General features: G+C 63.5%; 22 protein-coding genes. 14 read left to right on the plus strand and 8 right to left on the minus strand.

Annotation, left to right across the window (positions count from 1 at the left end; all coding sequences use genetic code 11):
- Positions 1-31: 31 nt before the first annotated feature.
- From J2X67_RS24835 to J2X67_RS24845, 3 genes are all read right to left on the minus strand, one after another.
- A complete protein-coding gene (locus J2X67_RS24835) occupies positions 32-742 on the minus strand; it encodes a DUF3106 domain-containing protein (RefSeq protein WP_309957503.1) in 711 nt (236 codons plus the stop codon).
- Between the two features lie 147 nt (positions 743-889).
- Positions 890-1,312, minus strand: a complete 423-nt coding sequence (locus J2X67_RS24840) for a DUF3619 family protein (protein ID WP_309957505.1) — start codon at positions 1,310-1,312, stop codon at positions 890-892.
- Positions 1,309-1,875: an RNA polymerase sigma factor gene (locus J2X67_RS24845; RefSeq protein WP_309957507.1), complete on the minus strand. Its 567-nt coding sequence runs from the start codon at positions 1,873-1,875 to the stop codon at positions 1,309-1,311. Before J2X67_RS24845 ends, J2X67_RS24840 begins: the two co-directional genes overlap by 4 nt.
- A 285-nt stretch (positions 1,876-2,160) precedes the next feature.
- On the opposite strand from J2X67_RS24845, the gene J2X67_RS24850 reads away from it, so the two are divergent.
- The 7 genes from J2X67_RS24850 (at position 2,161) to J2X67_RS24880 (ending at position 10,432) form a co-directional block, all read left to right on the plus strand.
- Positions 2,161-3,945, plus strand: a complete 1,785-nt coding sequence (locus tag J2X67_RS24850) for an acetolactate synthase 3 catalytic subunit (protein WP_309957509.1) — start codon at positions 2,161-2,163, stop codon at positions 3,943-3,945.
- A gap of 107 nt (positions 3,946-4,052) precedes the next feature.
- Positions 4,053-4,544, plus strand: coding sequence for an acetolactate synthase small subunit (gene ilvN / locus J2X67_RS24855; protein ID WP_012747479.1), 492 nt, complete (start codon positions 4,053-4,055; stop codon positions 4,542-4,544).
- Between the two features lie 56 nt (positions 4,545-4,600).
- On the plus strand, positions 4,601-4,864 hold the full coding sequence (locus J2X67_RS24860; protein WP_157613688.1) for a DUF4282 domain-containing protein: 264 nt from the start codon (positions 4,601-4,603) through the stop codon (positions 4,862-4,864).
- Positions 4,865-4,917: 53 nt separating this feature from the next.
- Positions 4,918-5,934 (plus strand): ketol-acid reductoisomerase, encoded by a 1,017-nt coding sequence (gene ilvC, locus J2X67_RS24865; protein WP_309957512.1) that lies wholly within the window; start codon positions 4,918-4,920, stop codon positions 5,932-5,934.
- Between the two features lie 186 nt (positions 5,935-6,120).
- Positions 6,121-6,945, plus strand: coding sequence for a CDP-diacylglycerol--serine O-phosphatidyltransferase (gene pssA / locus J2X67_RS24870; RefSeq protein ID WP_021007106.1), 825 nt, complete (start codon positions 6,121-6,123; stop codon positions 6,943-6,945).
- Between the two features lie 184 nt (positions 6,946-7,129).
- Entirely contained in the window at positions 7,130-8,833 is a 1,704-nt protein-coding gene (gene leuA / locus J2X67_RS24875; RefSeq protein ID WP_309957514.1) for a 2-isopropylmalate synthase, read from the plus strand.
- A 60-nt stretch (positions 8,834-8,893) separates the two neighbouring features.
- Positions 8,894-10,432: a 2-isopropylmalate synthase gene (locus J2X67_RS24880; RefSeq protein WP_309957516.1), complete on the plus strand. Its 1,539-nt coding sequence runs from the start codon at positions 8,894-8,896 to the stop codon at positions 10,430-10,432.
- Between the two features lie 110 nt (positions 10,433-10,542).
- Here J2X67_RS24880 and J2X67_RS24885 read toward each other — a convergent pair whose 3' ends face one another.
- Entirely contained in the window at positions 10,543-10,701 is a 159-nt protein-coding gene (locus J2X67_RS24885) for a hypothetical protein (protein ID WP_309957518.1), read from the minus strand.
- 16 nt (positions 10,702-10,717) lie between these two features.
- Here J2X67_RS24885 and J2X67_RS24890 point away from each other — a divergent pair, with 16 nt between their 5' ends.
- Positions 10,718-11,752, plus strand: coding sequence for a serine hydrolase (locus tag J2X67_RS24890; RefSeq protein WP_309957520.1), 1,035 nt, complete (start codon positions 10,718-10,720; stop codon positions 11,750-11,752).
- Positions 11,753-11,820: 68 nt separating this feature from the next.
- On the opposite strand, the gene J2X67_RS24895 is transcribed toward J2X67_RS24890, so the two are convergent.
- The 3 genes from J2X67_RS24895 to aat are packed head-to-tail and all read right to left on the minus strand — an operon-like array spanning position 11,821 to position 14,183.
- Positions 11,821-12,651 (minus strand): IclR family transcriptional regulator, encoded by an 831-nt coding sequence (locus J2X67_RS24895; protein ID WP_309957522.1) that lies wholly within the window; start codon positions 12,649-12,651, stop codon positions 11,821-11,823.
- A gap of 30 nt (positions 12,652-12,681) precedes the next feature.
- The gene (locus J2X67_RS24900) at positions 12,682-13,431 is read right to left on the minus strand and encodes an arginyltransferase (protein WP_309957524.1); all 750 of its coding nucleotides are present in this window, start codon (positions 13,429-13,431) and stop codon (positions 12,682-12,684) included.
- Positions 13,428-14,183, minus strand: a complete 756-nt coding sequence (aat, locus tag J2X67_RS24905; protein ID WP_309957526.1) for a leucyl/phenylalanyl-tRNA--protein transferase — start codon at positions 14,181-14,183, stop codon at positions 13,428-13,430. The genes J2X67_RS24900 and aat overlap by 4 nt, the downstream gene beginning before the upstream one ends.
- Positions 14,184-14,377: 194 nt before the next feature.
- On the opposite strand from aat, the gene J2X67_RS24910 reads away from it, so the two are divergent.
- Positions 14,378-16,708 carry a xanthine dehydrogenase family protein molybdopterin-binding subunit gene (locus J2X67_RS24910; RefSeq protein ID WP_309957528.1) on the plus strand — a complete coding sequence of 777 codons (2,331 nt, stop codon included), beginning with the start codon at positions 14,378-14,380 and terminating at the stop codon, positions 16,706-16,708.
- Positions 16,709-16,714: 6 nt separating this feature from the next.
- Positions 16,715-17,110: an SRPBCC family protein gene (locus J2X67_RS24915; protein ID WP_309957530.1), complete on the plus strand. Its 396-nt coding sequence runs from the start codon at positions 16,715-16,717 to the stop codon at positions 17,108-17,110.
- A 13-nt stretch (positions 17,111-17,123) separates the two neighbouring features.
- Here the strand turns inward: J2X67_RS24915 and pobA are convergent, their stop codons facing one another.
- Positions 17,124-18,305: a 4-hydroxybenzoate 3-monooxygenase gene (gene pobA, locus J2X67_RS24920; protein WP_309957532.1), complete on the minus strand. Its 1,182-nt coding sequence runs from the start codon at positions 18,303-18,305 to the stop codon at positions 17,124-17,126.
- A 131-nt stretch (positions 18,306-18,436) separates the two neighbouring features.
- Here pobA and J2X67_RS24925 point away from each other — a divergent pair, with 131 nt between their 5' ends.
- The 4 genes from J2X67_RS24925 (at position 18,437) to J2X67_RS24940 (ending at position 22,827) form a co-directional block, all read left to right on the plus strand.
- Complete coding sequence (locus J2X67_RS24925) at positions 18,437-19,207, plus strand: IclR family transcriptional regulator C-terminal domain-containing protein (protein WP_309957534.1); 771 nt, start codon at positions 18,437-18,439, stop codon at positions 19,205-19,207.
- Positions 19,208-19,263: 56 nt separating this feature from the next.
- Positions 19,264-19,923, plus strand: coding sequence for a response regulator (locus J2X67_RS24930; protein WP_309957536.1), 660 nt, complete (start codon positions 19,264-19,266; stop codon positions 19,921-19,923).
- Positions 19,920-21,248 carry an ATP-binding protein gene (locus J2X67_RS24935; RefSeq protein ID WP_309957538.1) on the plus strand — a complete coding sequence of 443 codons (1,329 nt, stop codon included), beginning with the start codon at positions 19,920-19,922 and terminating at the stop codon, positions 21,246-21,248. The genes J2X67_RS24930 and J2X67_RS24935 overlap by 4 nt, the downstream gene beginning before the upstream one ends.
- Positions 21,249-21,351: 103 nt before the next feature.
- Positions 21,352-22,827: a DegQ family serine endoprotease gene (locus tag J2X67_RS24940; protein ID WP_309957540.1), complete on the plus strand. Its 1,476-nt coding sequence runs from the start codon at positions 21,352-21,354 to the stop codon at positions 22,825-22,827.
- Positions 22,828-22,829: the final 2 nt, after the last annotated feature.

Consider the following 22,829-nt stretch of genomic DNA (forward strand, 5'->3'; position numbering starts at 1 on the left):
TCGGGGGAGGGGGGAGCCATCGAAATCTTGTTCAGGGCGGCGAAGGCGTCGGCACCTGCGCTTCGGGCGGAACCGGTGCGGAGGGCGTGTCTGGGGCGGGTGAGGGAATGGGGGCGATCCCTGGAGCGCGCTCAGGTGGTGAAGCGACCAAGATGGCGGTCGGCGCCGGTGGGGCGGGCGCAACTACTGTAGCTGGCGGCGCCAGCAGAATGCGCGGTGTGTGCTGGCCGGTGGGGGTCACCGCCGGAACCGTGACCAGTTTTTGGGCGGGAACGGGACGCACCGGAATGGCAGCGCCGCGCGGTTTGGCGGGGGCACGTTCCGCAAGGCGGCGCTTTTCTTCTTCGCTCAGCGCCTGGTACTGCTCCCATTTGGCCTTGCGTTCGTCCGCGGGCACGCGCTTCACTTCTGCGAAGTTGAGGCGCGCCTGGGCGCGCTGCTGGTTGCTCAAGGCTGCCCATTCGATCATGCGGCTGTGCAGGGTGGTTTGGTCATCTGCCGGCATGTTCGCGTAGTTTCGTGACAGTGCCAGCCATTTGCGCTTGTGCGCCGTGCTCAAGGCGTGCCAATGCGATGCCAGCGGCTGCAGCGCCTGTTGCTGCTCGGCGGTGAGTTCGTTCCAGAACGGCTTGGTTGCCGGGGCCACTTTCGAAGCTGCAAGGTGCGAGGCCGACGCAGGTACCGCCTGCGTGGCACCGGCACCTGCCGTGGGCGACTCAGAGCGTTGGTGAGCACTGGCCATTGACAGGCCAGTCAGGCCCGCAAGGCCGAAAACCGCCATGGCGATTGCGCCCGCCCAAACAAGCGCGCCCGGCGTTTGCGGGCGCATCAGGCGGGGTGTGGAGGTGCGGAAAACTGGGAGGCGTCGCATTCGTTCGTTCGACAGGCCTCAGTCGGAGGCGCCGTCCGACTTGAGGAACTGGGCGAACCCCGGGTCGGTATAGGCGGCGGGAGGCAGGTCGTCCGTCAAAAGAGCTGCGTCGACGTCCGCCAGTTCGCTCGCGCGGTCTTCGTCTTGCATGACGCTGATGGTGATCAGCCCGGCAACCAGCGCAATCAACGGAACCACCGAACCGATGCGGGTCCACCAGCCGCCGCCCATCGTGGCCACATTGCCCGACTGGATAACAGTTGATGCCGCACGCAACTGGGGCGCCTGCTTGCGCATGGCGACTGCCTGTGCACGCGCAACGCGCAGCCGCTCGCTGATGTCATGCGGCAGCTCCTGGCTACCGGCAGACAGCCGCGCAGCCACGCGCTGACCGAATTGATCTTCGGCAGCGAAAGAAGAGGTTGGAACCTTAGTGTTCATAGCGAAATTCCCTTGGCTTTGAGCGCTTTGCTCAAGGCGTGCACGGCCCGCGAACAGTGGGTTTTGACGCTGCCTTCTGAGCAGCCCATTGCAGCGGCCGTCTCCGCCACGTCCATTTCTTCCCAGTAACGCATCAGGAAAGCCTCTCGTTGACGACCCGGCAAAGCTGCGATCTGTTCTTCGATTTCGTGAAAGACCTGGGCGCGGCGGGTTGTGTCCTCGGCGCTCTCCGTCTCCCTAGAGTCGGTTGGAGAGACGAAGTTCTCCAGAAGATCGAAATCGCCGTCGTCGCTTGCGGATTCGAAGTCGCCCAGGTTCGAAAACAGCGCACGCCGCGTTTTTTGCCTGCGAAACCAGTCGAGCGTGCAGTTCGAGAGAATGCGCTGGAACAGCATCGGCAGCTCTTCCGGCGGCTTGTCGCCGTAGTGCTGCGCCAGCTTCATCATGCTGTCCTGCACGATGTCGAGTGCCGCTTCTTCGTCCCGCACGTGATAGACCGAGCGCTTGAAAGCGCGCCGTTCGACGCTCTTCAGAAAGTCGGAAAGTTCTTGTTCAGTGGCCAAGCGAGAAGGGGCGCCGGTGGCGCCGCGTGGGGGATGGGGTGTCTGGAAGCGCTTATGTTTTTATGCCGCGGATTATGCCTTCTTGCCCTTTTCGTGATGGTTTTCGCGCGAGGGCTCTTCCATCAATGTCATAATTCGCATCGCAAGTCAAAAGGCAAACGGGTCACGGTCCGGCGGAACATCAGTCCGCTCATGGCTTTGGCCTCAAGTCCTGGCGCGACCCCACAAGGGTTGGCAAGGGGCACCCAAGGTTTTTCGTTCCCGAAAAAACTCCAAAGGTTGATCATGGAAATCTCTAAGGCGGAACTGGCTTCCGCAGCAGCCGCGTCCTCTGGCGCCGGCAATCAAACGCAAGAACTCATGGGTGCTGAAGTGCTGGTCAAGGCACTGCAGGCCGAAGGCGTCCAATACATCTGGGGCTACCCAGGCGGCGCGGTTCTGTACATCTACGACGCCTTCTACAAGCAAGACACTATCCAGCACGTGCTGGTACGCCACGAGCAGGCGGCGGTCCACGCTGCTGACGGCTATGCACGCGCCACCGGCGAAGTGGGTGTGGCACTGGTTACCTCGGGGCCCGGGCTGACCAATGCGGTCACCGGCATTGCCACTGCGTACATGGACTCGATCCCGATGGTGATCATCTCGGGCCAGGTACCCACCGCTGCCATCGGCCTCGATGCCTTCCAGGAATGCGACACCGTGGGCATTACGCGCCCCATCGTGAAGCACAACTTCCTCGTCAAGGACCCGAAGGATCTGGCCCTGACCATCAAAAAGGCCTTCCACATCGCACGAAGCGGCCGTCCGGGGCCGGTGGTGGTGGACGTGCCCAAGGACGTCTCTTTCAAGAAGACCCCTTACGCAGGCTATCCCGACAAGGTCGAGATGCGCTCGTACAACCCTGTGCGCAAAGGCCATGGCGGCCAGATCCGCAAGGCGCTGAACCTGCTGCTGAACGCCAAGCGCCCGTACATCTACACGGGCGGCGGCGTGCTGCTGGGCAATGCCACCAACGAATTGCGTACTCTGGTCGACATGCTTGGCTACCCGGTCACCAACACGCTGATGGGCCTGGGCGCCTATCCGGCGAGCGACCGCAAGTTCCTGGGCATGCTGGGCATGCACGGCACCATCGAAGCCAACAACGCCATGCAGAACTGCGACGTGCTGCTGGCTGTGGGCGCGCGCTTCGACGACCGCGTGATCGGCAATCCGAAGCACTTTGCAATGAACGATCGCAAGATCATTCACATCGACATCGATCCGTCGAGCATTTCCAAGCGCGTGAAGGTCGACATCCCGATCGTCGGCGACGTGAAGGACGTGCTCACCGAACTGATCTCCATGATCCGCGAAAGCACCACCAAGCCCGACGCCGGCGCGCTGTCCGACTGGTGGAAGACCATCGAGGCCTGGCGCTCGCGCGACTGCCTCAAGTACGACCGCGACAACAAGGACGTCATCAAGCCGCAGTACGTGGTCGAGACCCTCTGGAACATGACCAAGGACGCCGACACGTACATAACCTCGGACGTCGGCCAGCACCAGATGTGGGCCGCGCAGTACTACCGCTTCGACGAGCCCCGCCGCTGGATCAATTCGGGCGGCCTGGGCACCATGGGCGTAGGTATTCCGTACGCCATGGGCATCAAGCTCGCCAAGCCCGATTCGGAAGTGTTCACCATCACCGGCGAAGGCTCGGTGCAGATGTGCATCCAGGAACTCTCCACCTGCCTGCAATACAACACGCCGATAAAGATCTGCTCGCTCAACAACCGCTACCTGGGCATGGTGCGGCAGTGGCAGGAGATCGAATACTCCGGTCGCTACAGCCACAGCTACATGGATGCGCTCCCCAACTTCGTGAAGCTCGCCGAGGCCTACGGCCACGTCGGCATGCTGATCGAGCGTCCACAAGACGTGGAGCCGGCGCTGCGTGAAGCGCGCAAGCTCAAGGACCGCACTGTGTTCATGGATTTCCGTACCGACCCCACGGAGAACGTGTTCCCGATGGTCAAGGCCGGCATGGGCATTACCGAAATGCTGTTGGGCTCCGAAGATCTCTGATCGACGGCGCATCCGTTCAATTCTTTACTGACGACGAATCTATTGCCCGCCAAGCCCGCGCATTACCGTGCACGGGGGAGGGCGGCGAAAAGAGGAGTCGCGCAAACATGAAACACATCATTGCAGTGCTGCTGGAAAACGAGCCCGGTGCTCTTTCCCGCGTGGTGGGCCTTTTCTCGGCCCGCGGCTACAACATCGAGTCGCTCACCGTGGCTCCGACCGAAGACGCGAGCCTTTCGCGCATGACCATCGTCACCGCCGGCTCCGACGACGTGATCGAGCAGATCACCAAGCACCTGAACCGGCTGATCGAAGTGGTCAAGGTCGTCGACCTGACCGAAGGTGCCTATACCGAGCGCGAACTCATGATGGTGAAGGTGCGCGCGGTAGGCAAGGAACGTGAAGAAATGATGCGCATGGCCGAGATCTTTCGCGGCCGCATCATCGACGTTACGGACAAGAGCTACACCATCGAACTCACCGGCGACCACGGCAAGAACGATGCTTTCTTGGAAGCAATCGACCGTAGCGCTATCCTCGAGACTGTCCGAACCGGTGCCAGCGGCATTGGGCGCGGCGAGCGCATCCTGCGCGTGTAGGGGGGTGAAGATCCCCTCAGTTTCAATGTTCTAAATCAACACATGAGGAGAAGGTAATGCAAGATTTGCTGGGTTTCGAGAAGATGGTGACACCGATCATCATTCGGATTCTGTACTTCCTCGGCTTGCTGGGCGTTCTCGCGGCAACAGTCGTTTCGTTGTTCCAGGGGCGCTTTCTGGCTGCCATCGGCATCCTCGTTTTCGGCGCGATCATGGTTCGCGTCTATAGCGAATTGCTGATCCTGCTGTTTCGCATTCACGACAACCTCGTGTCGATCAACCATCAAATGAAGGACCGGAATCCCTCCGGCCAACTGTGAGTGAAGGCACCCCCGCCCTGGGGGTGCCAGAGATTAAATAGGAAAGACGCATCATGAAGGTTTACTACGACAAGGACGCCGACCTCAGCCTCATCAAGGGCAAGACGGTCGCAATCATCGGTTACGGGTCGCAAGGTCACGCGCACGCGCAGAACCTGAACGACAGCGGCGTCAAGGTCGTGGTCGGCCTGCGCAAGGGTGGCGCTTCGTGGGACAAGGTCGGCAAGGCCGGCCTGCAGGTCGCCGAAGTGGCCGACGCAGTCAAGGCCGCGGACGTGGTCATGATCCTGCTGCCCGACGAGCAGATTGCCAACGTCTACAAGAACGACGTGGCCCCGCACATCAAGGAAGGCGCTTCGCTGGTCTTTGCGCACGGCTTCAACGTGCACTACGGTTTTGTGCAGCCGCGCGCCGACCTCGACGTGTGGATGGTGGCTCCAAAGGCTCCCGGCCACACCGTCCGCAGCACCTACACGCAAGGCGGCGGCGTGCCCCACCTCGTGGCCGTGCACCAGGACAAGACCGGCAAGGCACGTGACCTCGCCCTGAGCTACGCCACCGCCAACGGCGGCGGCAAGGCCGGCATCATCGAAACCAACTTCCGCGAAGAAACCGAAACCGACCTGTTCGGCGAACAAGCGGTTCTGTGCGGCGGTACGGTCGAACTGATCAAGGCTGGTTTCGAAACGCTGGTGGAAGCCGGCTACGCACCTGAAATGGCGTACTTCGAATGCCTGCACGAGCTCAAGCTCATCGTCGACTTGATCTATGAAGGCGGCATCGCCAACATGAACTACTCGATCTCGAACAACGCCGAATACGGCGAATACGTCACCGGCCCGCGCATCGTGACCGAAGAGACCAAGAAGGTCATGAAGCAAGTGCTGCGCGACATCCAGACCGGCGAATACGCCAAGAGCTTTGTGCTCGAAGCCGCTGCCGGCCAGCCCGCGCTGATCAGCCGCCGCCGGCTCAATGCCGAGCACCAGATCGAGGTCGTCGGCGAAAAGCTGCGCGCGATGATGCCCTGGATCAAGAAGAACAAGCTGGTCGACCAGACCCGCAACTGATCCGCAAGCAAATGAAGCTGGCGCCGCGGCGCCTGTTTCCCGAGGGCCACCCGTGGGGTGGCCTTTTTCATGAAGCGGCGGACCATGCCCCTGAACTACACTGCGAACCCATGCGATTCACAGATCAAGATGCTATCGAATGGGTAGCTGCTCCCGCAGTGCCCACGAGGGACGGAGGCAAACTCAATGCATGACGACACAGTTCCCGACGAAGTGCCGCCGCGCAAGCGCCGCAAAGGCATCTACATCCTGCCGAACCTGTTCACGCTCGCCGCGCTGTTCGGCGGTTTTTATTCGGTCGTGATGGCAATGAACGCGCGCTTCGATCTCGCGGCGCTCGGCGTTTTTGCCGCCATGATTCTCGACAGCCTGGACGGCCGCGTCGCTCGCATGACGAACACGCAAAGCGCGTTCGGCGAGCAGATGGATTCGCTGTCCGACATGGTGTCTTTCGGTGCGGCGCCCGCGCTCATCGCGTACGAGTGGTCGCTCAAGGGATTGGGCCGCTGGGGTTGGATTGCGGCCTTTGTCTACTGCGCATGCGCGGCATTGCGGCTCGCGCGCTTCAACGTCAACACCGGCGTGGTCGACAAGCGCTGGTTCCAGGGCCTCCCGTCGCCGGCCGCGGCTGCGCTGGTGGCCGGATTCATCTGGCTCATGACCGAGTGGGGCAAGCGGGGTGGAGAGGTGCTGTATCTCTCGTGGACGCAGATCACCTGGATCACCTTCGCTTTCACGCTCTACGCGGGGCTTTCGATGGTTACCAACGCGCCGTTCTACAGCTTCAAGGACGTGCAGATGAAAAAGAGCGTGCCGTTTGTGGTGATCGTGCTCATTGCCCTGGGCATCGCAGTCATCAACATCCACCCGCCAACGGTGCTGTTCGGGTTGTTCGTGGCCTATGGCCTGAGCGGTTATGTGGTCTATGCCTGGCGCAAGGCCAAGGGGCAGCAGGCAAGCGTGATCAGCACCTCGACCGAAGAGCCGGACGAGCGGGGCTTGCATAACTGACGGCGGCTTGTGCTACATTCACAACCCTCATGACCAAGATTTCGCTGCTGGCCCTACTAGCCCTCCCTCACGGGCGGAGACGGTAGCGCACGCGCAAATCCCTCACCACGGCCCGTTCGCACCAGCAACGGGCCGTTTGTTTTTGGGGTTGCTGGTTGATTACCAACCATCCAGAGAAATCGACATGCTCAAGCAACCTCAAGCCAAATACCGCGCATTCGCCCCGATCGGCCTCAAGGACCGCACCTGGCCCGATGCCGTGCTGACCAAGGCTCCGATCTGGCTGTCGACGGACCTGCGGGATGGCAACCAGGCGCTGGTGGAGCCGATGAACATTGCGCGCAAGATGCGCATGTTCGAAACGCTCGTGGCCATAGGCTTCAAAGAAATCGAAGTGGGCTTTCCCTCCGCCTCGCAAGTCGAATTCGATTTTGTGCGCAAGCTCATCGAGGAAGACCGCATTCCCGACGACGTGACGATCCAGGTGCTGACGCAGGCGCGCGACCACCTCATTGCGCGCACCTTCGAATCGCTGCAAGGCGCGCCACGGGCTATCGTTCACCTCTACAACGCGGTGGCTCCCGCAATGCGCCGCGTCGTGCTCGGCATGGACGAAGACCAGATCGTCGATCTGGCCAGCAGCCACGCGCGCATGTTCAACGAGTTTGCCGCGAAGCAGCCCGCAACCAAGTGGACCTTTCAATATTCGCCCGAAATGTTCTCGGGCACCGACGTTGTGTTTTCGAAGCGCGTCGTCGACGCGGTCACCGAAGTCTGGGCGCCGACACCCCAGCACAAATGCATCGTCAATCTTCCCACCACGGTCGAGCATTCCACGCCGAACATCTTTGCCGACATGATCGAGTGGATGCACCGCAACCTTGCGCGTCGCGATTCCATCGTGCTGTGCGTGCATCCGCACAACGACCGCGGCACCGGCACTGCGGCCGGCGAGTTGGCGCTGATGGCAGGTGCCGAGCGCATCGAAGGCTGTCTCTTCGGCAACGGCGAGCGCACAGGTAACCTCGACCTTGTGAACGTTGCACTCAACCTGTACACGCAAGGCGTTTCGCCCGAGCTCGATTTCTCGAACATCGACGAGATTCGCGCGACCGTAGAGCACTGCAACCAGATCCCCGTGCATCCGCGCCACCCGTACGTGGGCGATCTCGTCTACACCTCCTTCTCGGGATCGCACCAGGACGCGATCAAGAAGGCCTTTGCAGCGCGCAAGGAAGGCGACATCTGGGACATGCCATACCTGCCCATCGATCCGAAGGACGTGGGCCGCAGCTACGAGGCCGTGATTCGCGTCAACAGCCAGTCGGGCAAGGGCGGCATGGCGTACCTGCTCGAGAGCGAGTACGGCATCGAGATGCCGCGTCGCCTCCAGATGGAATTCATGCAGACCGTGCAGCGCGTGATGGACGTGGCCGGCAAGGAGCTCACCGCGGCCGACCTCTGGCAGCTCTTTGTTCGCGAATACGGCATCGAGGCTGCGCACTCGCTGCAGCACCGCGTGCTCGAGGAAGAAGGCGAGGGCGCCAGCGCCTCCGTGGTGCTGCGCGGCAACTTGCCGTGGGACGGTGAAATCCGCGCCATCGAGGGACGCGGCAACGGGCCGATCGACGCCTTCACTCAGGCGCTGAGCAGGGCTACCGGCCATACCGTCCGCGTGATGGACTACCACCAGCATGCGATTGGCGCCGGCGCCGATGCCAAGTCGGTCGCGTACCTCGAGCTGCGGGTGGACGAGGCCCAGACGCTGTTCGGTGTCGGCATCGACGCGGACGTGATCTCGGCTTCGCTCAAGGCCATCGTGTCGGGCGTGCAGCGCGCCCGGAGCCGGGGCGCGCACAGCGCACAATCGGTGGCTGAGCTCGCCTGACGCTGTCCGCCGCCGTACGCGCAAGGTGCGAAACGACCAAAAGGAACAAAGGAGTCCACGATGACCGATCAACTCATTATTTTCGACACCACCTTGCGCGACGGCGAGCAATCGCCCGGCGCCTCGATGACCCGCGACGAGAAGTTGCGCATCGCCAAGCAGCTCGAGCGGCTCAAGGTCGACGTCATCGAAGCCGGCTTTCCGGCCAGTTCGAACGGCGACTTCGAGGCCGTCAAGGCCATTGCCAACGCCATCAAGGATTCGACGATTTGCGGCCTCTCGCGCGCCAACGATCGCGACATTTCGCGCGCGGCCGAAGCACTCAAGGGCGCGGCGCGAGGGCGCATCCATACCTTCATTGCAACATCGCCCCTTCACATGGAAAAGAAGCTGCGCATGTCGCCCGACGAAGTGCATGAGCAGGCCAGGCTTGCCGTGCGCTTTGCACGCAACCTCGTGGGAGACGTCGAGTTCAGCCCCGAAGACGGCTACCGCAGCGACCCCGACTTTCTGTGCCGTGTGCTCGAAACCGTGATCAACGAAGGCGCCACCACCATCAACGTGCCGGACACCGTGGGCTATGCCATTCCCGAGCTCTACGGCAACTTCATCAAGATGCTGCGCGAGCGCGTACCCAACAGCGACAAGGCCGTCTGGTCAGTACATTGCCACAACGACCTCGGCATGGCCGTGGCCAACTCGCTGGCGGGGGTGAAGATCGGCGGGGCACGCCAGGTCGAGTGCACCATCAACGGCCTGGGCGAGCGCGCCGGCAACTGCTCGCTCGAAGAGATCGTCATGGCCGTGAAGACCCGCAAGGACTACTTCGGGCTCGAGCTGAATGTCGATACCCGTCACATCGTGGCGGCGAGCCGCATGGTCAGCCAGACCACGGGCTTCGTGGTTCAGCCAAACAAGGCGGTGGTGGGCGCCAATGCCTTTGCGCATGCCTCGGGCATTCACCAGGACGGCGTGCTCAAGGCGCGCGATACCTACGAGATCATGCGGGCCGAAGACGTGGGCTGGACGGCCAACAAGATCGTGCTCGGCAAGCTGAGCGGGCGTAACGCTTTCAAGCAGCGGCTGCAGGATCTCGGCGTGACAATGGCCAGCGAGGCCGACATCAATGCTGCTTTCTTGCGCTTCAAGGAACTGGCCGATCGCAAGTCCGAAATTTTCGACGAGGACATCCTTGCTCTCGTCAGCGCGGAAGAGCTGGCGCACGTTGATGAACAGTTTGCTTTTGTGTCACTTTCCCAGCACAGCGAAACCGGCGAGCGCCCACAGGCCAAGGTCGTGTTTACCGTTCAGGGCAAGGAAGTAACCGGCGAATCCGATGGCAATGGCCCGGTCGATGCTTCGCTCAAGGCTATCGAGTCACTTGTAAAAAGTGGCGCCGAGATGGTTCTTTACTCGGTTAATGCCATCAGTGGCTCGACAGAAAGCCAAGGAGAAGTTACAGTTCGGTTACAAAATGCAGGGCGGGTAGTGAATGGAGTTGGCGCAGACCCCGACATCGTGGTCGCATCGGCCAAAGCTTATTTGAGTGCTCTCAATAAGTTACAGAGCCAAGCTGAGAGAGTGGCGGCACAAGGTTAGGTTTACGGGTGATCCTTGGATTCGAGTGAAGAAAAGGACGCAAGTAACTGATATTGCGTGCCTTTTTTGATTTCGATACACTGCGGTTCTCATTTTGCCGCTGGAGAGTTTTAAATGCCCGAAACCCGCCCCCGCCGAGTTTCCAGCCAGCGGTTCTTGCCCGCAGTCAAATTCATCGCCGTCGCGCTCTGCGCCACGGCGTTTTTGCTGCCCGGTGCACAGGCCGCCAAAAAGGAAAAAACAGCTGCCACAAAGACGTCCACGGCCAAGAAGGCCGCCGGGCCGGTGCCAGTAGAAGTCAAGCGCTCGGCCAAGGCGCCGCGCGAGGCCGTAGCGGCCAAGCGCGGCAGCAAGGCCGACCGTAGCGAAAAGGTTGTTCGTGGTGGCCGCAATGTGGTGGCCTCCATTCGCCAAAAGAACGGCAAGACCGTGGTTGCAGTGCAACGCCGTTCGGTGGTTCGTGTCGAAACCCCGGCACGCCAGTCGTTCGGCCAGTTGGCCGGCCTGCATGGAACCGACGACGTGCTCGACCTGAAGTCGAGCGTTGCGCTCGTGATCGACCAGGACACGCACGAGGTGCTGTTCAGCAAGAACGATCATGCGGTGCTGCCAATCGCATCTCTCACCAAGCTGATGACCGGCTTGCTGATCAGCGAAGCCCATCTTCCGAACGACGAACTCATCACGATTACCCAGGACGACGTCGATACCGAGAAGGGCAGCCGCTCGCGCCTGACCGTGGGCACCACGCTGTCGCGTGGCGAGCTTTTGCATCTGGCCCTGATGTCGAGCGAAAACCGCGCCGCGCACGCATTGGGCCGCACCTATCCGGGTGGCCTGGCAACCTTCGTGAGCATCATGAACGCCAAGGCAAAGATGCTCGGCATGAAGGACACGCGCTACGTGGAGCCCACCGGCCTGTCGAGTCGCAACCAGTCGAGCGCCCAGGATCTGGCGCTGCTCGTCAACGCTGCTTATTCCGATGCCACGGTGCGTTCGCTCTCCACTTCGCCTGAGTACCAGGTCGAGGTCGGCAACCGCGTGCTGCAGTTCAACACAACCAACCGTCTCGTAAAGAGCCCGGACTGGGAAATTGGCGTGCAGAAAACCGGCTATATCTCGGAAGCCGGTCAGTGCCTGGTGATGCAAGCCAAGGTAGCGGGACGCAAGCTGATCATGGTGTTCCTGGATTCGGCCGGCAAGTTCAGCCGTATTGCCGATGCAGAGCGCGTTCGCCGCTGGGTCGAGGCAACGCATGCGTCCACAGGCTCGCCGGCCGCGTCGCGCAGCAACGCGGCAGCCTACCAAGTCGCCGGCTGAACGAAAACAGCCCTGGAAAGAGCTGTTCGAAGAAGGTCTGAGAAGAAGCACCCGCAGGTGCCGACGAATCAGGCGGTGGCTGAAGAGCCGCTGCCGTTAGCGCCTGGAGCAGATGCCGCGGCAGCGTCTTTGTACCCCAGCGCTCCCGAGATTTCATTGGCTGTGGCCTGCAGCTTTGGCAGCCAGCCTTCATCCAGCCGGTCCGCCGGCGCGGAAATCGAGAGTCCGGCCACCAGTTTGCCCTGGTCGTCGTAAATGCCGGCCGCCATGCACCGCACCCCCAGCTCCAGTTCTTCGTTGTCGCGTGCAATGCCGTATTGGCGCGCCTTCGACAGCTCGCGCTCCAGCGCAGGCAACTGGGTAATGCTGTTGCGCGTGTGGCCCGCCAAGCCGGTTCGCGTGGCGTAGCTGCGCACACGTTGCGGATCGTCCGCCGCCAGGAACAGCTTGCCCGTCGAGGTCAGGTGCAGTGCGGCCCGGCCGCCAATGGCGCGCACCACCTGCATACCCGAACGTTCGCTGTAGGAGCGCTCGATATAAACAATTTCGTCACCTTGCCGCATGCTCAGGTTCACCGGCTGCTGGGTGAGCTTGTGCAGCTCACGCATCGGCCCCAGGGCCGCGTCGCGAACGTTGAGCCGGCCCTTGACCAGGTTGCCCAGCTCCAGCAGCCGCATGCCGAGCCTGTAGCTGCCGGCCTCGGGGCGGTCGACGAAGCGCCCGACCGCAAGGTCGTTGAGGATTCGGTGGGTGGTGGAGGGGTGCAGCCCGGTCTTTTCGCTGATTTCCTTCAGCGAAATCGCTTCCTCGCGGGAGGCGAGCACGTCGATGAGCGCGAACATGCGCTCGATCACCTGGATGACTGGAAGGGCAGGAACGTCGGATTGGATTTTTCTCATGGCGCGATGCGGTATGGACCGGGCGCCATTTTACCTTGTGAAATCGCTTGGCGCCTGCCAGTGTCCGTCGATCAGTACCTCGTGAGGGCTGAAACGGGCCTTGTAGTTCATCTTGGCGCTGCCTTCGATCCAATAGCCAAGGTAGACGTGCGGCAAGCCGAGTTTGCGGGCCTGTTCGATCTGCCACAGCACGCTGTAGGTGCCGTACGCCGCGCCGTCGTCCGGCTCGTAGAAGGTATAGACGGCCGAGATGCCGTCGTTCAGTACGTCGAGTATCGACACCATCTTCAATGCGCCCGCGCTGCCGTCTGGCAGCGTCTCGCGGAATTCGACAAGCCGCGAATTGACCCGGCTCTGCAGCAGGAACTGGGTGTACTGGTCAATGCTGTCGTGGTCCATGCCGCCGCCGGCATGGCGTCCGTTCTGGTAGCGAAGATAGAGCTGGTAATGCTCGGGCACAAAGCACAGCTTGAGCACACGTGCGTGCAAGTCCTGGTGCTGTTTGACCGCACGGCGCTGGCTGCGGCTCGGCCGAAAGCTGTTGGCCAGCACGCGCAGCGGAATGCAGGCGTGGCAGCCGTCGCAATAGGGCCTGTAGGTAAACATTCCGCTGCGCCGGAAGCCGCTGAGCACCAGGTCGGAGTAGGCGTCGTTGTGAATGAGGTGGCTGGGCGTGGCCACCTGCGACCGGGCCTGGCGATCCGGCAAATAGCTGCACGGATAGGGCGCCGTCGCGTAGAACTGCAACGTGTGAAGCGGAAGGTCCTTGAGGTGCGTCACGTCGATTGAGAAGGTCGCGTGGAAAGGAGTTCCGACCAGTATACGGGCTCGAAATGCCACTGTGGCCCCTCTTGCCGGCGGGCGTTGGCCACATGCGCCACAAAGCGGTCGCGAGACATTTCGCGCGCTCCCAGGCTCGCCAGGTGGGAGGTGTTCTGCTGGCAGTCGATCATCTTCACCTGGAAACGGCGGCACAGGCACACAAGGGCGGCCAGGGCGATCTTCGAGGCATCGGGACGGCGCGTGAACATCGACTCGCCGAACACCGCCCGCCCGAGCGCCACGCAGTAGAGCCCGCCGGCAAGCTCGCCGTCGATCCAGGTTTCCACGCTGTGCGCGTGGCCGGCCCGGTGCAGCGCCAGGTACGCGTTCACCATGTCCGGCACGATCCAGGTGCCCGACTGGCCGACGCGCGGCGATTGCGAGCAGGCCTTGATCACCGCAGCGAAATCGTGGTCGATGCGCACCTCGCAGCCGGGTGTTTGCGAAAACCGCGCCAGGGTCTTGCGCAGCGACCTGTGCAGTTTGAAATCGGCCACCTGCAGCACCATGCGCGGGTCCGGGCTCCACCAGAGAATCGGCTGGTCTTCGCTGAACCACGGAAATACGCAGCGGCCATACGCCTGCGTGAGGGTATCCACATCGAGTGCGCCGCCGGCCGCCAGCAGGCCGGGAACGGGGTCGGCCTCACCCCAGGCAGACGCGGGGTCGGGCAGTGCTTCGCCGGGTTCGAGCCAGGGCAGTTGTTGCATGCCGTAGGTATACACGGCTTCGTGGCGAGCTTCACCCGGATGGGTGAAAATGGCCGTTCTTCAGCGGTTCGCAAACGATTGCGGCCTGCGAGACACAGGCTTCCGGTGCAACAGCGCACAGGAATATCACAACAGACCCATAGCGGACCGCCGGGCCGGCATTGCCCTGCGGAGGCCAGCCCAAGAGGACCACGTTGACCACTGAATCCAACCCCACGCGTTTTGGTAGCGGCCAGGCGGTTCGCCGCCTTGAAGACGAAAGCCTGCTGGCCGGCGCAGGCCGCTACACCGACGACGTCACGCTGCCTGGCCAGGCGCATCTCGTTTTTGTGCGCTCTCCCTATCCGCATGCCCGCATCGTGTCTGTCGACACAGCCGCTGCCGCCGCCATGCCCGGCGTGTTGCGCGTGATAACCGGCGCAGAAATGGCCGAAGCGGGCGTGCAGCCAATGCCCGGCGCCGCCGGTTTCAAGCGCGCCGATGGCGGCGACTGCGCCAGCCCGCCGCGCCGGGCCATGGCCCACGAGCGCGTGCGTTTCGTGGGCGAGGCCGTGGCGGCGGTCGTGGCCGAAACGGTGCAGCAGGCGCGCGATGCCGCCGAGGCCGTGGTGGTCGACTACGACGAACTCCCCATGGTGGTCGATCTTGCAAGCGCCACCGCCAACGACGCGCCGCAGCTGTGCGACGAAGCCACCGGCAACATTGCCGCAGAAATGAAGCATGGCAGCAGCGACGCCGCAACCGCAGCCTTTGCCAAGGCCAGCCACGTGGTCGCGCTCGATGTGGTCAACCAGCGCGTCGTCGCCCTCACCATCGAGCCGCGCTCCGTGCTCGCGGCCTATGACGGCGAATCCGACCGCCTCACCATCCGCATGAGCACGCAAATGCCGTCAGGCGTGCGCGACTCCGTTTGCGCCGCCATCGGCATTGCGAAAGAGAAGGTGCGCGTGGTGGTGGGCGACGTTGGCGGCGGCTTCGGCATGAAGACCGGCGCCTATCCCGAGGACATTGCAGTTGCCTTTGCCGCCCTGCAGGTCAAGCGCCCCTTGAAGTGGGTGGCCGAGCGCAGCGAAGAATTTCTTTCCAGCGCGCACGGCCGCGACATCGAGGCCCGGGCGGAACTCGCGCTCGATGCCAACGGAAAAATCCTTGCGCTGCGCATCAAGACGCTGGCCAACGTCGGCGCTTATGCCACCGGCACCGGGGTCGCAATCCAGCTGTTGATCGGGCCTTGGGTGCAAACCAGCGTCTACGACATACAGACCATCGACTTTCATTTCAAGGCGGTGCTCACCAACACCGCGCCCACCGGCGCCTACCGCGGCGCGGGCCGTCCCGAGGCCATCTTCACCATCGAGCGCCTGATGGACGAAGCCGCGCGCCAGACCGGAATCGACCGCATCGAGTTGCGCCGCCGCAACTTCATCCGCCCCGAGCAGATGCCCTACAAGAACCCGATGGCGCAAACCTACGACACCGGCAAGTTCGAGTCTGTGATGGACCAGGCGCTCTCGCTGGCCGACTGGCAGGGCTTCGAGGCCCGCGCGGCCGAGTCGGCGCAGCAGGGCAAGCATCGCGGCCTGGGCATTGCCACTTTTCTCGAATGGACCGGCGGCAATGTCTTCGAGGAGCGCGTCACGGTTTCGGTGCAGGCCGATGGGGTGATCGAAGTGTTCTCGGCCGTCAACGCCATGGGGCAGGGCATTGCCACCTCGCTCGCGCAGTTGGCCGTCGATGCCTTTGGCGTGCCGATCGAGAAGGTACGCGTTGTGCTTGGCGACACCGATCGGGGCGACGGCTTCGGCAGCGCCGGTTCGCGCTCGCTCTTTACCGGCGGCTCGGCCGTTCGCATTGGCGCCGAGCGCACCATCGACAAGGCGCGTGAACTCGCCGCACAAGAGTTCGAAGCCTCCGTCGACGACATCGTCTACAGCCGCGGCGTGTTCAACGTTGCCGGCACCGATCTCGAGCTTGATTTGTTCGCCCTTGCGGGCAAGCAACCCGACCGCGAGATCTTCGTGGACTCCACCAGCACCGTGGCCGGCCCGACCTGGCCCAACGGTTGCCACATCTGCGAGATCGAAATCGATCCGCCCACGGGTGAGATCAGCGTGGTGGCCTACAGCTCGGTCAACGACGTCGGCCGGGTGATCAACCCCATGATCGTGCGCGGCCAGCTCGAAGGCGGGGCGGTGCAGGGCATTGGCCAGGCGCTTTACGAGCAAGTGGTGTACGACCACGAAACCGGCCAGCCCGTTACCGGCAGCCTCATGGACTACGCCGCCCCGCGCGCCGATATTGTGCAGACCATGTTCCACATGGAAATGGATGAGTCGACGCCCTGCATCAACAACCCGCTGGGCGTGAAAGGTGTGGGCGAGCTGGGCACCATTGGCGCCACGCCGGCCATCGTCAACGCCGTGGCCGACGCCTTCGCACGCAACGGATTCGCTGCCAGCGCGCCGCGCCTGCACATGCCGTTGAGTCCGGCGCGCGTGTGGCAGGCCATGCACACGGTGGATTGAAGAACCATGGCAACCATCTACAAGGAATTCATCGTCGAAGCCGACGCGGCCCAGGTTTGGGATGCGCTGCGCGACTTCGGCGCGGTGCACACGCGCCTCGCGCCAGGCTTTTTGACCGATTGCAAGCTGGACGGGCAGGGCGCCCGCATCGTGAGCTTTGCCAATGGCCTGGTGGCGCGAGAGCTGCTCGTGGGCATCGACGAGCAGAGCCGCCGCCTGGCCTACACCGTCACCGGCGGCAAGGCGAGCCACCACCATGCATCGGCGCAGGTTTTTGCAGAGGGCGAAGGGCGCTCGCGCTTCGTCTGGATTACCGACGTGCTACCCGACGAGCTTGCCGCCTACATCGCGCCGATGATGGACCAGGGCGGCGCCGCGATGAAAAAGACGCTCGAAAAGTAAACCCTTTGGGCCCCTAGAAATCTTCGAGCGGCAAGCCGACGTAGTTCTCGGCCAGTGCGCTCGAGGCGGCATGCGAGTGCACCAGGTAGTCGAGCTCGGCTTCCTGGATCTTCTGGCCAAACGCGCCGGTTTCCGGAAAGCGGTGCATCAGCGAAGTGAACCACCATGAAAAGCGCTCTGCCTTCCAGACACGGCGCAGGCACAGGTCCGAATAGCGGTCGAGCGCGGAGGGCGTTTTCTCGCGGTAGAAAATTTCGAGCGCCCGCGAGAGATAACCCACGTCGGCCGTTGCAAGGTTGAGTCCCTTGGCACCCGTCGGCGGCACGATGTGCGCGGCATCGCCAGCCAGGAAGAGCGTGCCGAAGCGCATGGGCTCGGCTACGAAGCTGCGCAGCGGCGCAATGCTTTTCTCAAGCGAAGGCCCGGTCACCAGCCGCTCGCGCGCTTCAGGGTCGAGCCGGGCACGCAACTCGTTCCAGAAGGCTTCGTCGCTCCAGTTTTCGACCCGTTCTTCGGTGGGTACTTGCACGTAGTAGCGGCTGCGCGTGGCGCTTCGCATGCTGCACAACGCAAAGCCGCGCTCGGTGTTGGCGTAGATGAGTTCGTGCGACACCGGCGGCACGTCGGCCAGCACGCCGAGCCAGCCGAAGGGGTAGATCTTCTCGTAGGTCTGGATCGCGCCGGCAGGCACGCTGGCCCGGCTCACGCCATGGTAGCCGTCGCAGCCCGCGATGAAGTCGCATTCGATCTCGTGCGTCTGGCCGTCTTTTTCGTAGCGCACGCGCGGGCGCTGTGAATCGAAATCGTGAAGGCTCACGTTGCCCGCGCTGTAGATGGTGGTCAGCCCTTCGGCTGAGCGCGCTTCCATCAGGTCGCGCGTCACTTCTGTCTGGCCATAGACGGTGACTTGCTTTCCGCCTGTGAGGCCATGCATGTCGATACGGTGGCGCGCACCCTTGAACAGCAGCTCGATGCCTTCGTGCGGCAACCCTTCGGCTTTGGCGCGCGCATCGACGCCGGCGCGCGCCAAAAGATCCATGGTCACCTGCTCGAGCACGCCCGCGCGGATACGCCCCAGCACATAGTCCCCGCTCTGGCGCTCGACGATGATGTTGTCGATGCCGGCCTTGAAAAGCAGTTGCCCGAGCAGCAGGCCGGCTGGGCCCGCGCCGATGATGGCGACCTGTGTGCGCATGTTCGTGTCTCCGATGGGGGTTTTCTGGAGCGTAGGGCGTGCGCGTCATGCTGGCGCGCCGCTCTGCGAGGCTCTGTGCGATCATGCGAGCGGCTGCGCGATCATCGCGCAACACTTCTCACCTTGACCAGATGACCATCGCCAAAGCCGACTTCATCGAGGGCATTGCCAAGGGAATGGCCGTGCTCGAAAGCTTCGATACCGAGCGCCAGCGCCTCAATGCCACGCTGGCCGCAGAGCGTGCCGGCCTTACACGCGCCGCGGCGCGCCGGCACCTGCTCACACTGGCCCACCTCGGTTATCTGGAAACAGACGGCAGCTATTTCTGGATGGCGCCCAAGGTGCTGCGCTTTTCAGGCAGCTACCTTGCTTCGTCGCGCCTGCCGCGTGCGCTGCAGCCCACGCTGAACCGGCTTGCGGCACAAACCGGTGAATCGTTCTCCGCCGTGGTGCTCGACGGCGAAGAAGTGGTCATCGTCGCGCGCAGCGGCAGCTACGGCACGCCCACCCGTGTGCTTGCCTACGGCTTGCACCTTGGCGCCCGCCTGCCTGCGCATGCCACCTCGACCGGGCGGGTGCTGCTGGCCGCCATGGCCCCGGCGCAACTCACGCAATGGCTCAAGGGGCGCCACCTGGCGCGGCTTACGCCGCACACCACCACGCAGGCGCGAAGCCTGCGGCAGCTGGTTTCCAAGGCGCGCAAGGACGACTACTGCTTTGCCAGCGAAGAGCACGAGCTTGGCGTGCAGGCGCTGGCGGTGCCGCTGCGAGACATGCAGGGCCACACCGTGGCTGCGTTGAATGTGGTGCTCTCAGGCACGCGCTACCAGGAAGAGACGCTACAGCGCGAGATGCTGCCGCTGCTCTTCGAGGCTGCGCGCGAGGTCAGGTCGCTGCTGTAGCCTGAACTTTCTGCGCCGCCGCCGCCTCGAATCCAAGAAATCGGACCACAACAACCATGCGACTGCTGCTCCTGGAAGACGACGTGATGATCGGCGAGGCCGTGCTCGACCTGCTGAGGGCCGAGCAGTATGCCGTCGACTGGGTCAAAGACGGCGATGCCGCCGAGTCCGCGTTGCGCACCCAGCAATACGACCTGGTGCTCCTCGACCTGGGCGTGCCCCGCCGCGACGGGCTCGAGGTGCTGCGCAACCTGCGCGCCCGCAAGCAGCGCATGCCAGTGCTGATTGCCACCGCGCGCGACTCGGTGCAGCAACGCATCGAAGGGCTCGACGCGGGCGCCGACGACTACGTGCTCAAGCCCTATGACCTGGACGAGCTGCTGGCCCGCATACGGGCTCTGCTGCGCCGGGCGGCGGGGCGCGCCGAGCCGGTGTACGAGCACATGGGCGTGAGCATCAATCCCGCCACTCGCGAAGTTTCGGTGGCTGGCCAGCCGGTGATACTTTCGGCCCGCGAGTGGGCGGTGCTCGAACCGCTGATCGCGCGACCCGGCATGGTGCTGTCGCGCGCCCAGCTGGAAGAAAAACTCTACAGCTGGAAAGACGAAATCAGCAGCAACGCCGTAGAGGTGTACGTGCACGGCCTGCGCAAGAAGCTCGGCGCTGAACTGATCCGCAACGTTCGCGGTGTTGGCTACATGGTGCCAAAGGCATGATTCGCGCGCTGACCGGATCGCTGCGCGCGCGCCTGCTGTGGTTCTTGCTCGCTGCCATTGTGCTGGCCGCCGGAGCTCAGGCGGTGGTGGCCTACCGCACGGTGCTGAAAGAAGCCGACGACATCTTCGACTATCACATGCAGCAAATGGCGCTCTCGCTGCGTGCCGGGCTGCCGCCGAGCGCGGCTGTTGGCGGCATAGGCAGCGGCGAGCAGAACTTCGAGTTTGTGGTGCAGGTGTGGACGGCTGATGGCGTGCGCATTTTCGAATCCGCCGAGCAGGCGGCGCTGCCGCAATTGGCAGTGCTGGGCTTTGCCGACGTGCGCGCGCGCGGCACCACCTACCGCGTGTTCTCGATGCAGACGAGCGGGCTGGTCATCCAGGTGGCGCAAGACATGGCGGCGCGGCGCAACATGGCCGGCGCGCTGGCCCTGCGCACCGTGGCGCCAGTGGCATTGATGGCGCCGCTTCTCATGCTGATCGTCTGGTGGGTGGTGAGCCTGTCGCTCGCGCCAGTGGCGCGCGTGCGGAAGCAGGTTGCATCGCGGCAGGCGGACGATCTTTCAGCCGTGAGCGAGGAAGGCCTGCCCGACGAGGTGCGCCCCCTGGTGCAAGAGCTCAACCTGTTGTTCGACCGGGTACGCCATGCCTTCGACGCGCAAAAGCACTTTGTGGCAGATGCGGCGCACGAGCTGCGTTCTCCGCTCGCCGCATTGAAGCTGCAGGTTCAGGGCCTGCAACGCGCGCCCGATGCCGCCGCGCGCGACATTGCGGTGAGCCGGCTGGTTGCGGGCATCGATCGCGCCACGCGGCTGGTCGAGCAGATGCTTGCGTTGGCCCGGCACGAGGCCAGCATGGCCGCAGGTGCAAAGCCCGAGCCGGTCGACCTTGCCGAAACTGCACGGCTTGCCATATCGGATGCGGTCGCGGCCGCACAGGCACGCCGCATCGACATCGGCATTTCGCATGCGGACGCTGCTGTCGTCAACGGCCAGCCAGAGGCGCTTCGCATGCTGCTGCGCAACCTGATCGACAACGCCGTCAAATACACGCCTGAAGGCGGGCGTGTCGACGTCGGCATTGCGACTCAAGGCCAGGGTGTGGAGCTGAGCGTGGACGACAGCGGGCCCGGCCTGCCCGAGGAAGAACGCGAACGCGTGCTCGACCGCTTCTATCGCTCGGGTGAGCCCCAGGCGCCGGGCAGCGGGCTCGGCCTGGCCATCGTCAAGTCGATTGCCGACCTGCATGGCGCAACGGTGGCGCTTGCCGCCTCGCCAAGCCTGGGCGGCCTGCGGGTGCTGGTGCGCTTTTCGGCCAGGGCCTGAAGTCTCTTCGAACTCGGGCGACCGCTTAAGGCGCGCTTAAGCCAGCGCACCGACATTCCTTTCATCGTGTTTGCGTGCAAACGCATTGAAAGGAAAGCTAGAAATGAACACCCGCCTGACTTCTCCCTCGGCCCTGGTTCTTGCCTTGGCCACCGCCGGAGTGATTGGTGCCGTCGGTGCCGGCGCCTACACCAGTGCCCGCGCCGTGAACGCTCCGACCACCAACGCCACCAGCGCGGCGCCCGCCGCAATGGTCACGCTGCCCGACTTCTCGACCATCACTACGCGTGACGGCCCTGCGGTGGTCAACATCAGCGTGACCGGCACAGCCAAAGCCTCCGATGCCGAAGCGGCCGCTGAAATGCAGGGCATCGATCCGGACGATCCGATGTTCCAGTTCTTCCGCCGCTTCCAGGGCCAGATGGGCCCGCGCGCACAGCAGCGCGAAGTGCCGGTGCGCTCGCAGGGCTCGGGCTTCATCGTGAGCCCGGACGGCATCATCATGACCAATGCGCACGTCGTCAAAGACGCGAAGGAGGTCACCGTCAAGCTCACCGATCGCCGCGAATACCGCGCCAAGGTGCTCGGCGCAGACGCCAAGACCGACATCGCCGTGCTCAAGATCGACGCGAAGAACCTGCCCACGCTCGCCCTGGGCAACACCAAGGACCTGAAGGTCGGCGAATGGGTGCTGGCCATCGGCTCGCCCTTTGGCTTCGAGAGCACTGTCACTGCAGGCGTCGTGAGCGCCAAGGGCCGCTCGCTGCCCGACGACAGCTATGTGCCGTTCATCCAGACCGACGTGGCGGTGAACCCCGGCAACTCGGGCGGGCCGCTGCTCAACACGCGCGGCGAGGTGGTAGGCATCAACTCGCAAATCTACAGCCGCAGCGGCGGCTACCAGGGTGTGTCGTTCGCCATTCCGATCGATGTGGCCGTGCAGGTGAAAGACCAGATCGTTGCAACCGGCAAGGCCACGCACGCGCGCCTCGGCGTGGCGGTGCAAGAGGTGAACCAGGCCTTTGCGGATTCATTCAAGCTCGACAAGCCCGAAGGCGCGCTGGTCTCCAACATCGAGAAGGGCGGCCCCGGCGACAAGGCCGGCTTGAAGGCGGGCGACGTGATCCGCAAGGTCGACGGCCAGCCCATCGTCTCGTCAGGCGACCTGCCCGCGGTCATCGGCCAGCAGACGCCGGGCAAGAAGGTCACGCTCGAAGTGTGGCGCCAGGGTGAGCGCCAGGAGCTCTCTGCCAAGCTCGGCGACGCGAGCGACAAGCCCACGCAGGTCGCCAAGGCCGACAGCACCGCAGGGCAGGGCAAGCTCGGCCTTGCGCTGCGGCCCCTGCAGCCGCAGGAAAAGCGCGAAGCCGCCATCGAGAACGGGTTGCTGGTCGAAGACGTTGCCGGTCCCTCGGCCAGCGCCGGCGTGCAGGCGGGCGACGTGCTGCTTGCCATCAACGGCACGCCCGCCAAGAGCCTGGAGCAGGTGCGCGAAGTGGTGGCCAGGGCCAACAAGTCGGTGGCACTCCTGATCCAGCGCGGCGAAGACAAGATCTTCGTGCCGGTGCGCATCGGCTGAAG

This window comes from Variovorax sp. 3319 (genome assembly GCF_031456585.1).
In the GTDB taxonomy this organism is placed as follows: domain Bacteria; phylum Pseudomonadota; class Gammaproteobacteria; order Burkholderiales; family Burkholderiaceae_C; genus Variovorax; species Variovorax paradoxus_P.

Bases quoted from the DNA above. Each gene is read 5' to 3' on its own strand.
- J2X67_RS24835 (WP_309957503.1), bottom strand. From the start codon at position 742: ATGGCCAGTGCTCACCAACGCTCTGAGTCGCCCACGGCAGGTGCCGGT.
- J2X67_RS24840 (WP_309957505.1), bottom strand. From the start codon at position 1,312: ATGAACACTAAGGTTCCAACCTCTTCTTTCGCTGCCGAAGATCAATTC.
- J2X67_RS24850 (WP_309957509.1), top strand. From the start codon at position 2,161: ATGGAAATCTCTAAGGCGGAACTGGCTTCCGCAGCAGCCGCGTCCTCT.
- ilvN (WP_012747479.1), top strand. From the start codon at position 4,053: ATGAAACACATCATTGCAGTGCTGCTGGAAAACGAGCCCGGTGCTCTT.
- J2X67_RS24860 (WP_157613688.1), top strand. From the start codon at position 4,601: ATGCAAGATTTGCTGGGTTTCGAGAAGATGGTGACACCGATCATCATT.
- ilvC (WP_309957512.1), top strand. From the start codon at position 4,918: ATGAAGGTTTACTACGACAAGGACGCCGACCTCAGCCTCATCAAGGGC.
- pssA (WP_021007106.1), top strand. From the start codon at position 6,121: ATGCATGACGACACAGTTCCCGACGAAGTGCCGCCGCGCAAGCGCCGC.
- leuA (WP_309957514.1), top strand. From the start codon at position 7,130: ATGCTCAAGCAACCTCAAGCCAAATACCGCGCATTCGCCCCGATCGGC.
- J2X67_RS24880 (WP_309957516.1), top strand. From the start codon at position 8,894: ATGACCGATCAACTCATTATTTTCGACACCACCTTGCGCGACGGCGAG.
- J2X67_RS24895 (WP_309957522.1), bottom strand. From the start codon at position 12,651: ATGAGAAAAATCCAATCCGACGTTCCTGCCCTTCCAGTCATCCAGGTG.
- aat (WP_309957526.1), bottom strand. From the start codon at position 14,183: ATGCAACAACTGCCCTGGCTCGAACCCGGCGAAGCACTGCCCGACCCC.
- J2X67_RS24915 (WP_309957530.1), top strand. From the start codon at position 16,715: ATGGCAACCATCTACAAGGAATTCATCGTCGAAGCCGACGCGGCCCAG.
- pobA (WP_309957532.1), bottom strand. From the start codon at position 18,305: ATGCGCACACAGGTCGCCATCATCGGCGCGGGCCCAGCCGGCCTGCTG.
- J2X67_RS24925 (WP_309957534.1), top strand. From the start codon at position 18,437: ATGACCATCGCCAAAGCCGACTTCATCGAGGGCATTGCCAAGGGAATG.
- J2X67_RS24930 (WP_309957536.1), top strand. From the start codon at position 19,264: ATGCGACTGCTGCTCCTGGAAGACGACGTGATGATCGGCGAGGCCGTG.
- J2X67_RS24935 (WP_309957538.1), top strand. From the start codon at position 19,920: ATGATTCGCGCGCTGACCGGATCGCTGCGCGCGCGCCTGCTGTGGTTC.
- J2X67_RS24940 (WP_309957540.1), top strand. From the start codon at position 21,352: ATGAACACCCGCCTGACTTCTCCCTCGGCCCTGGTTCTTGCCTTGGCC.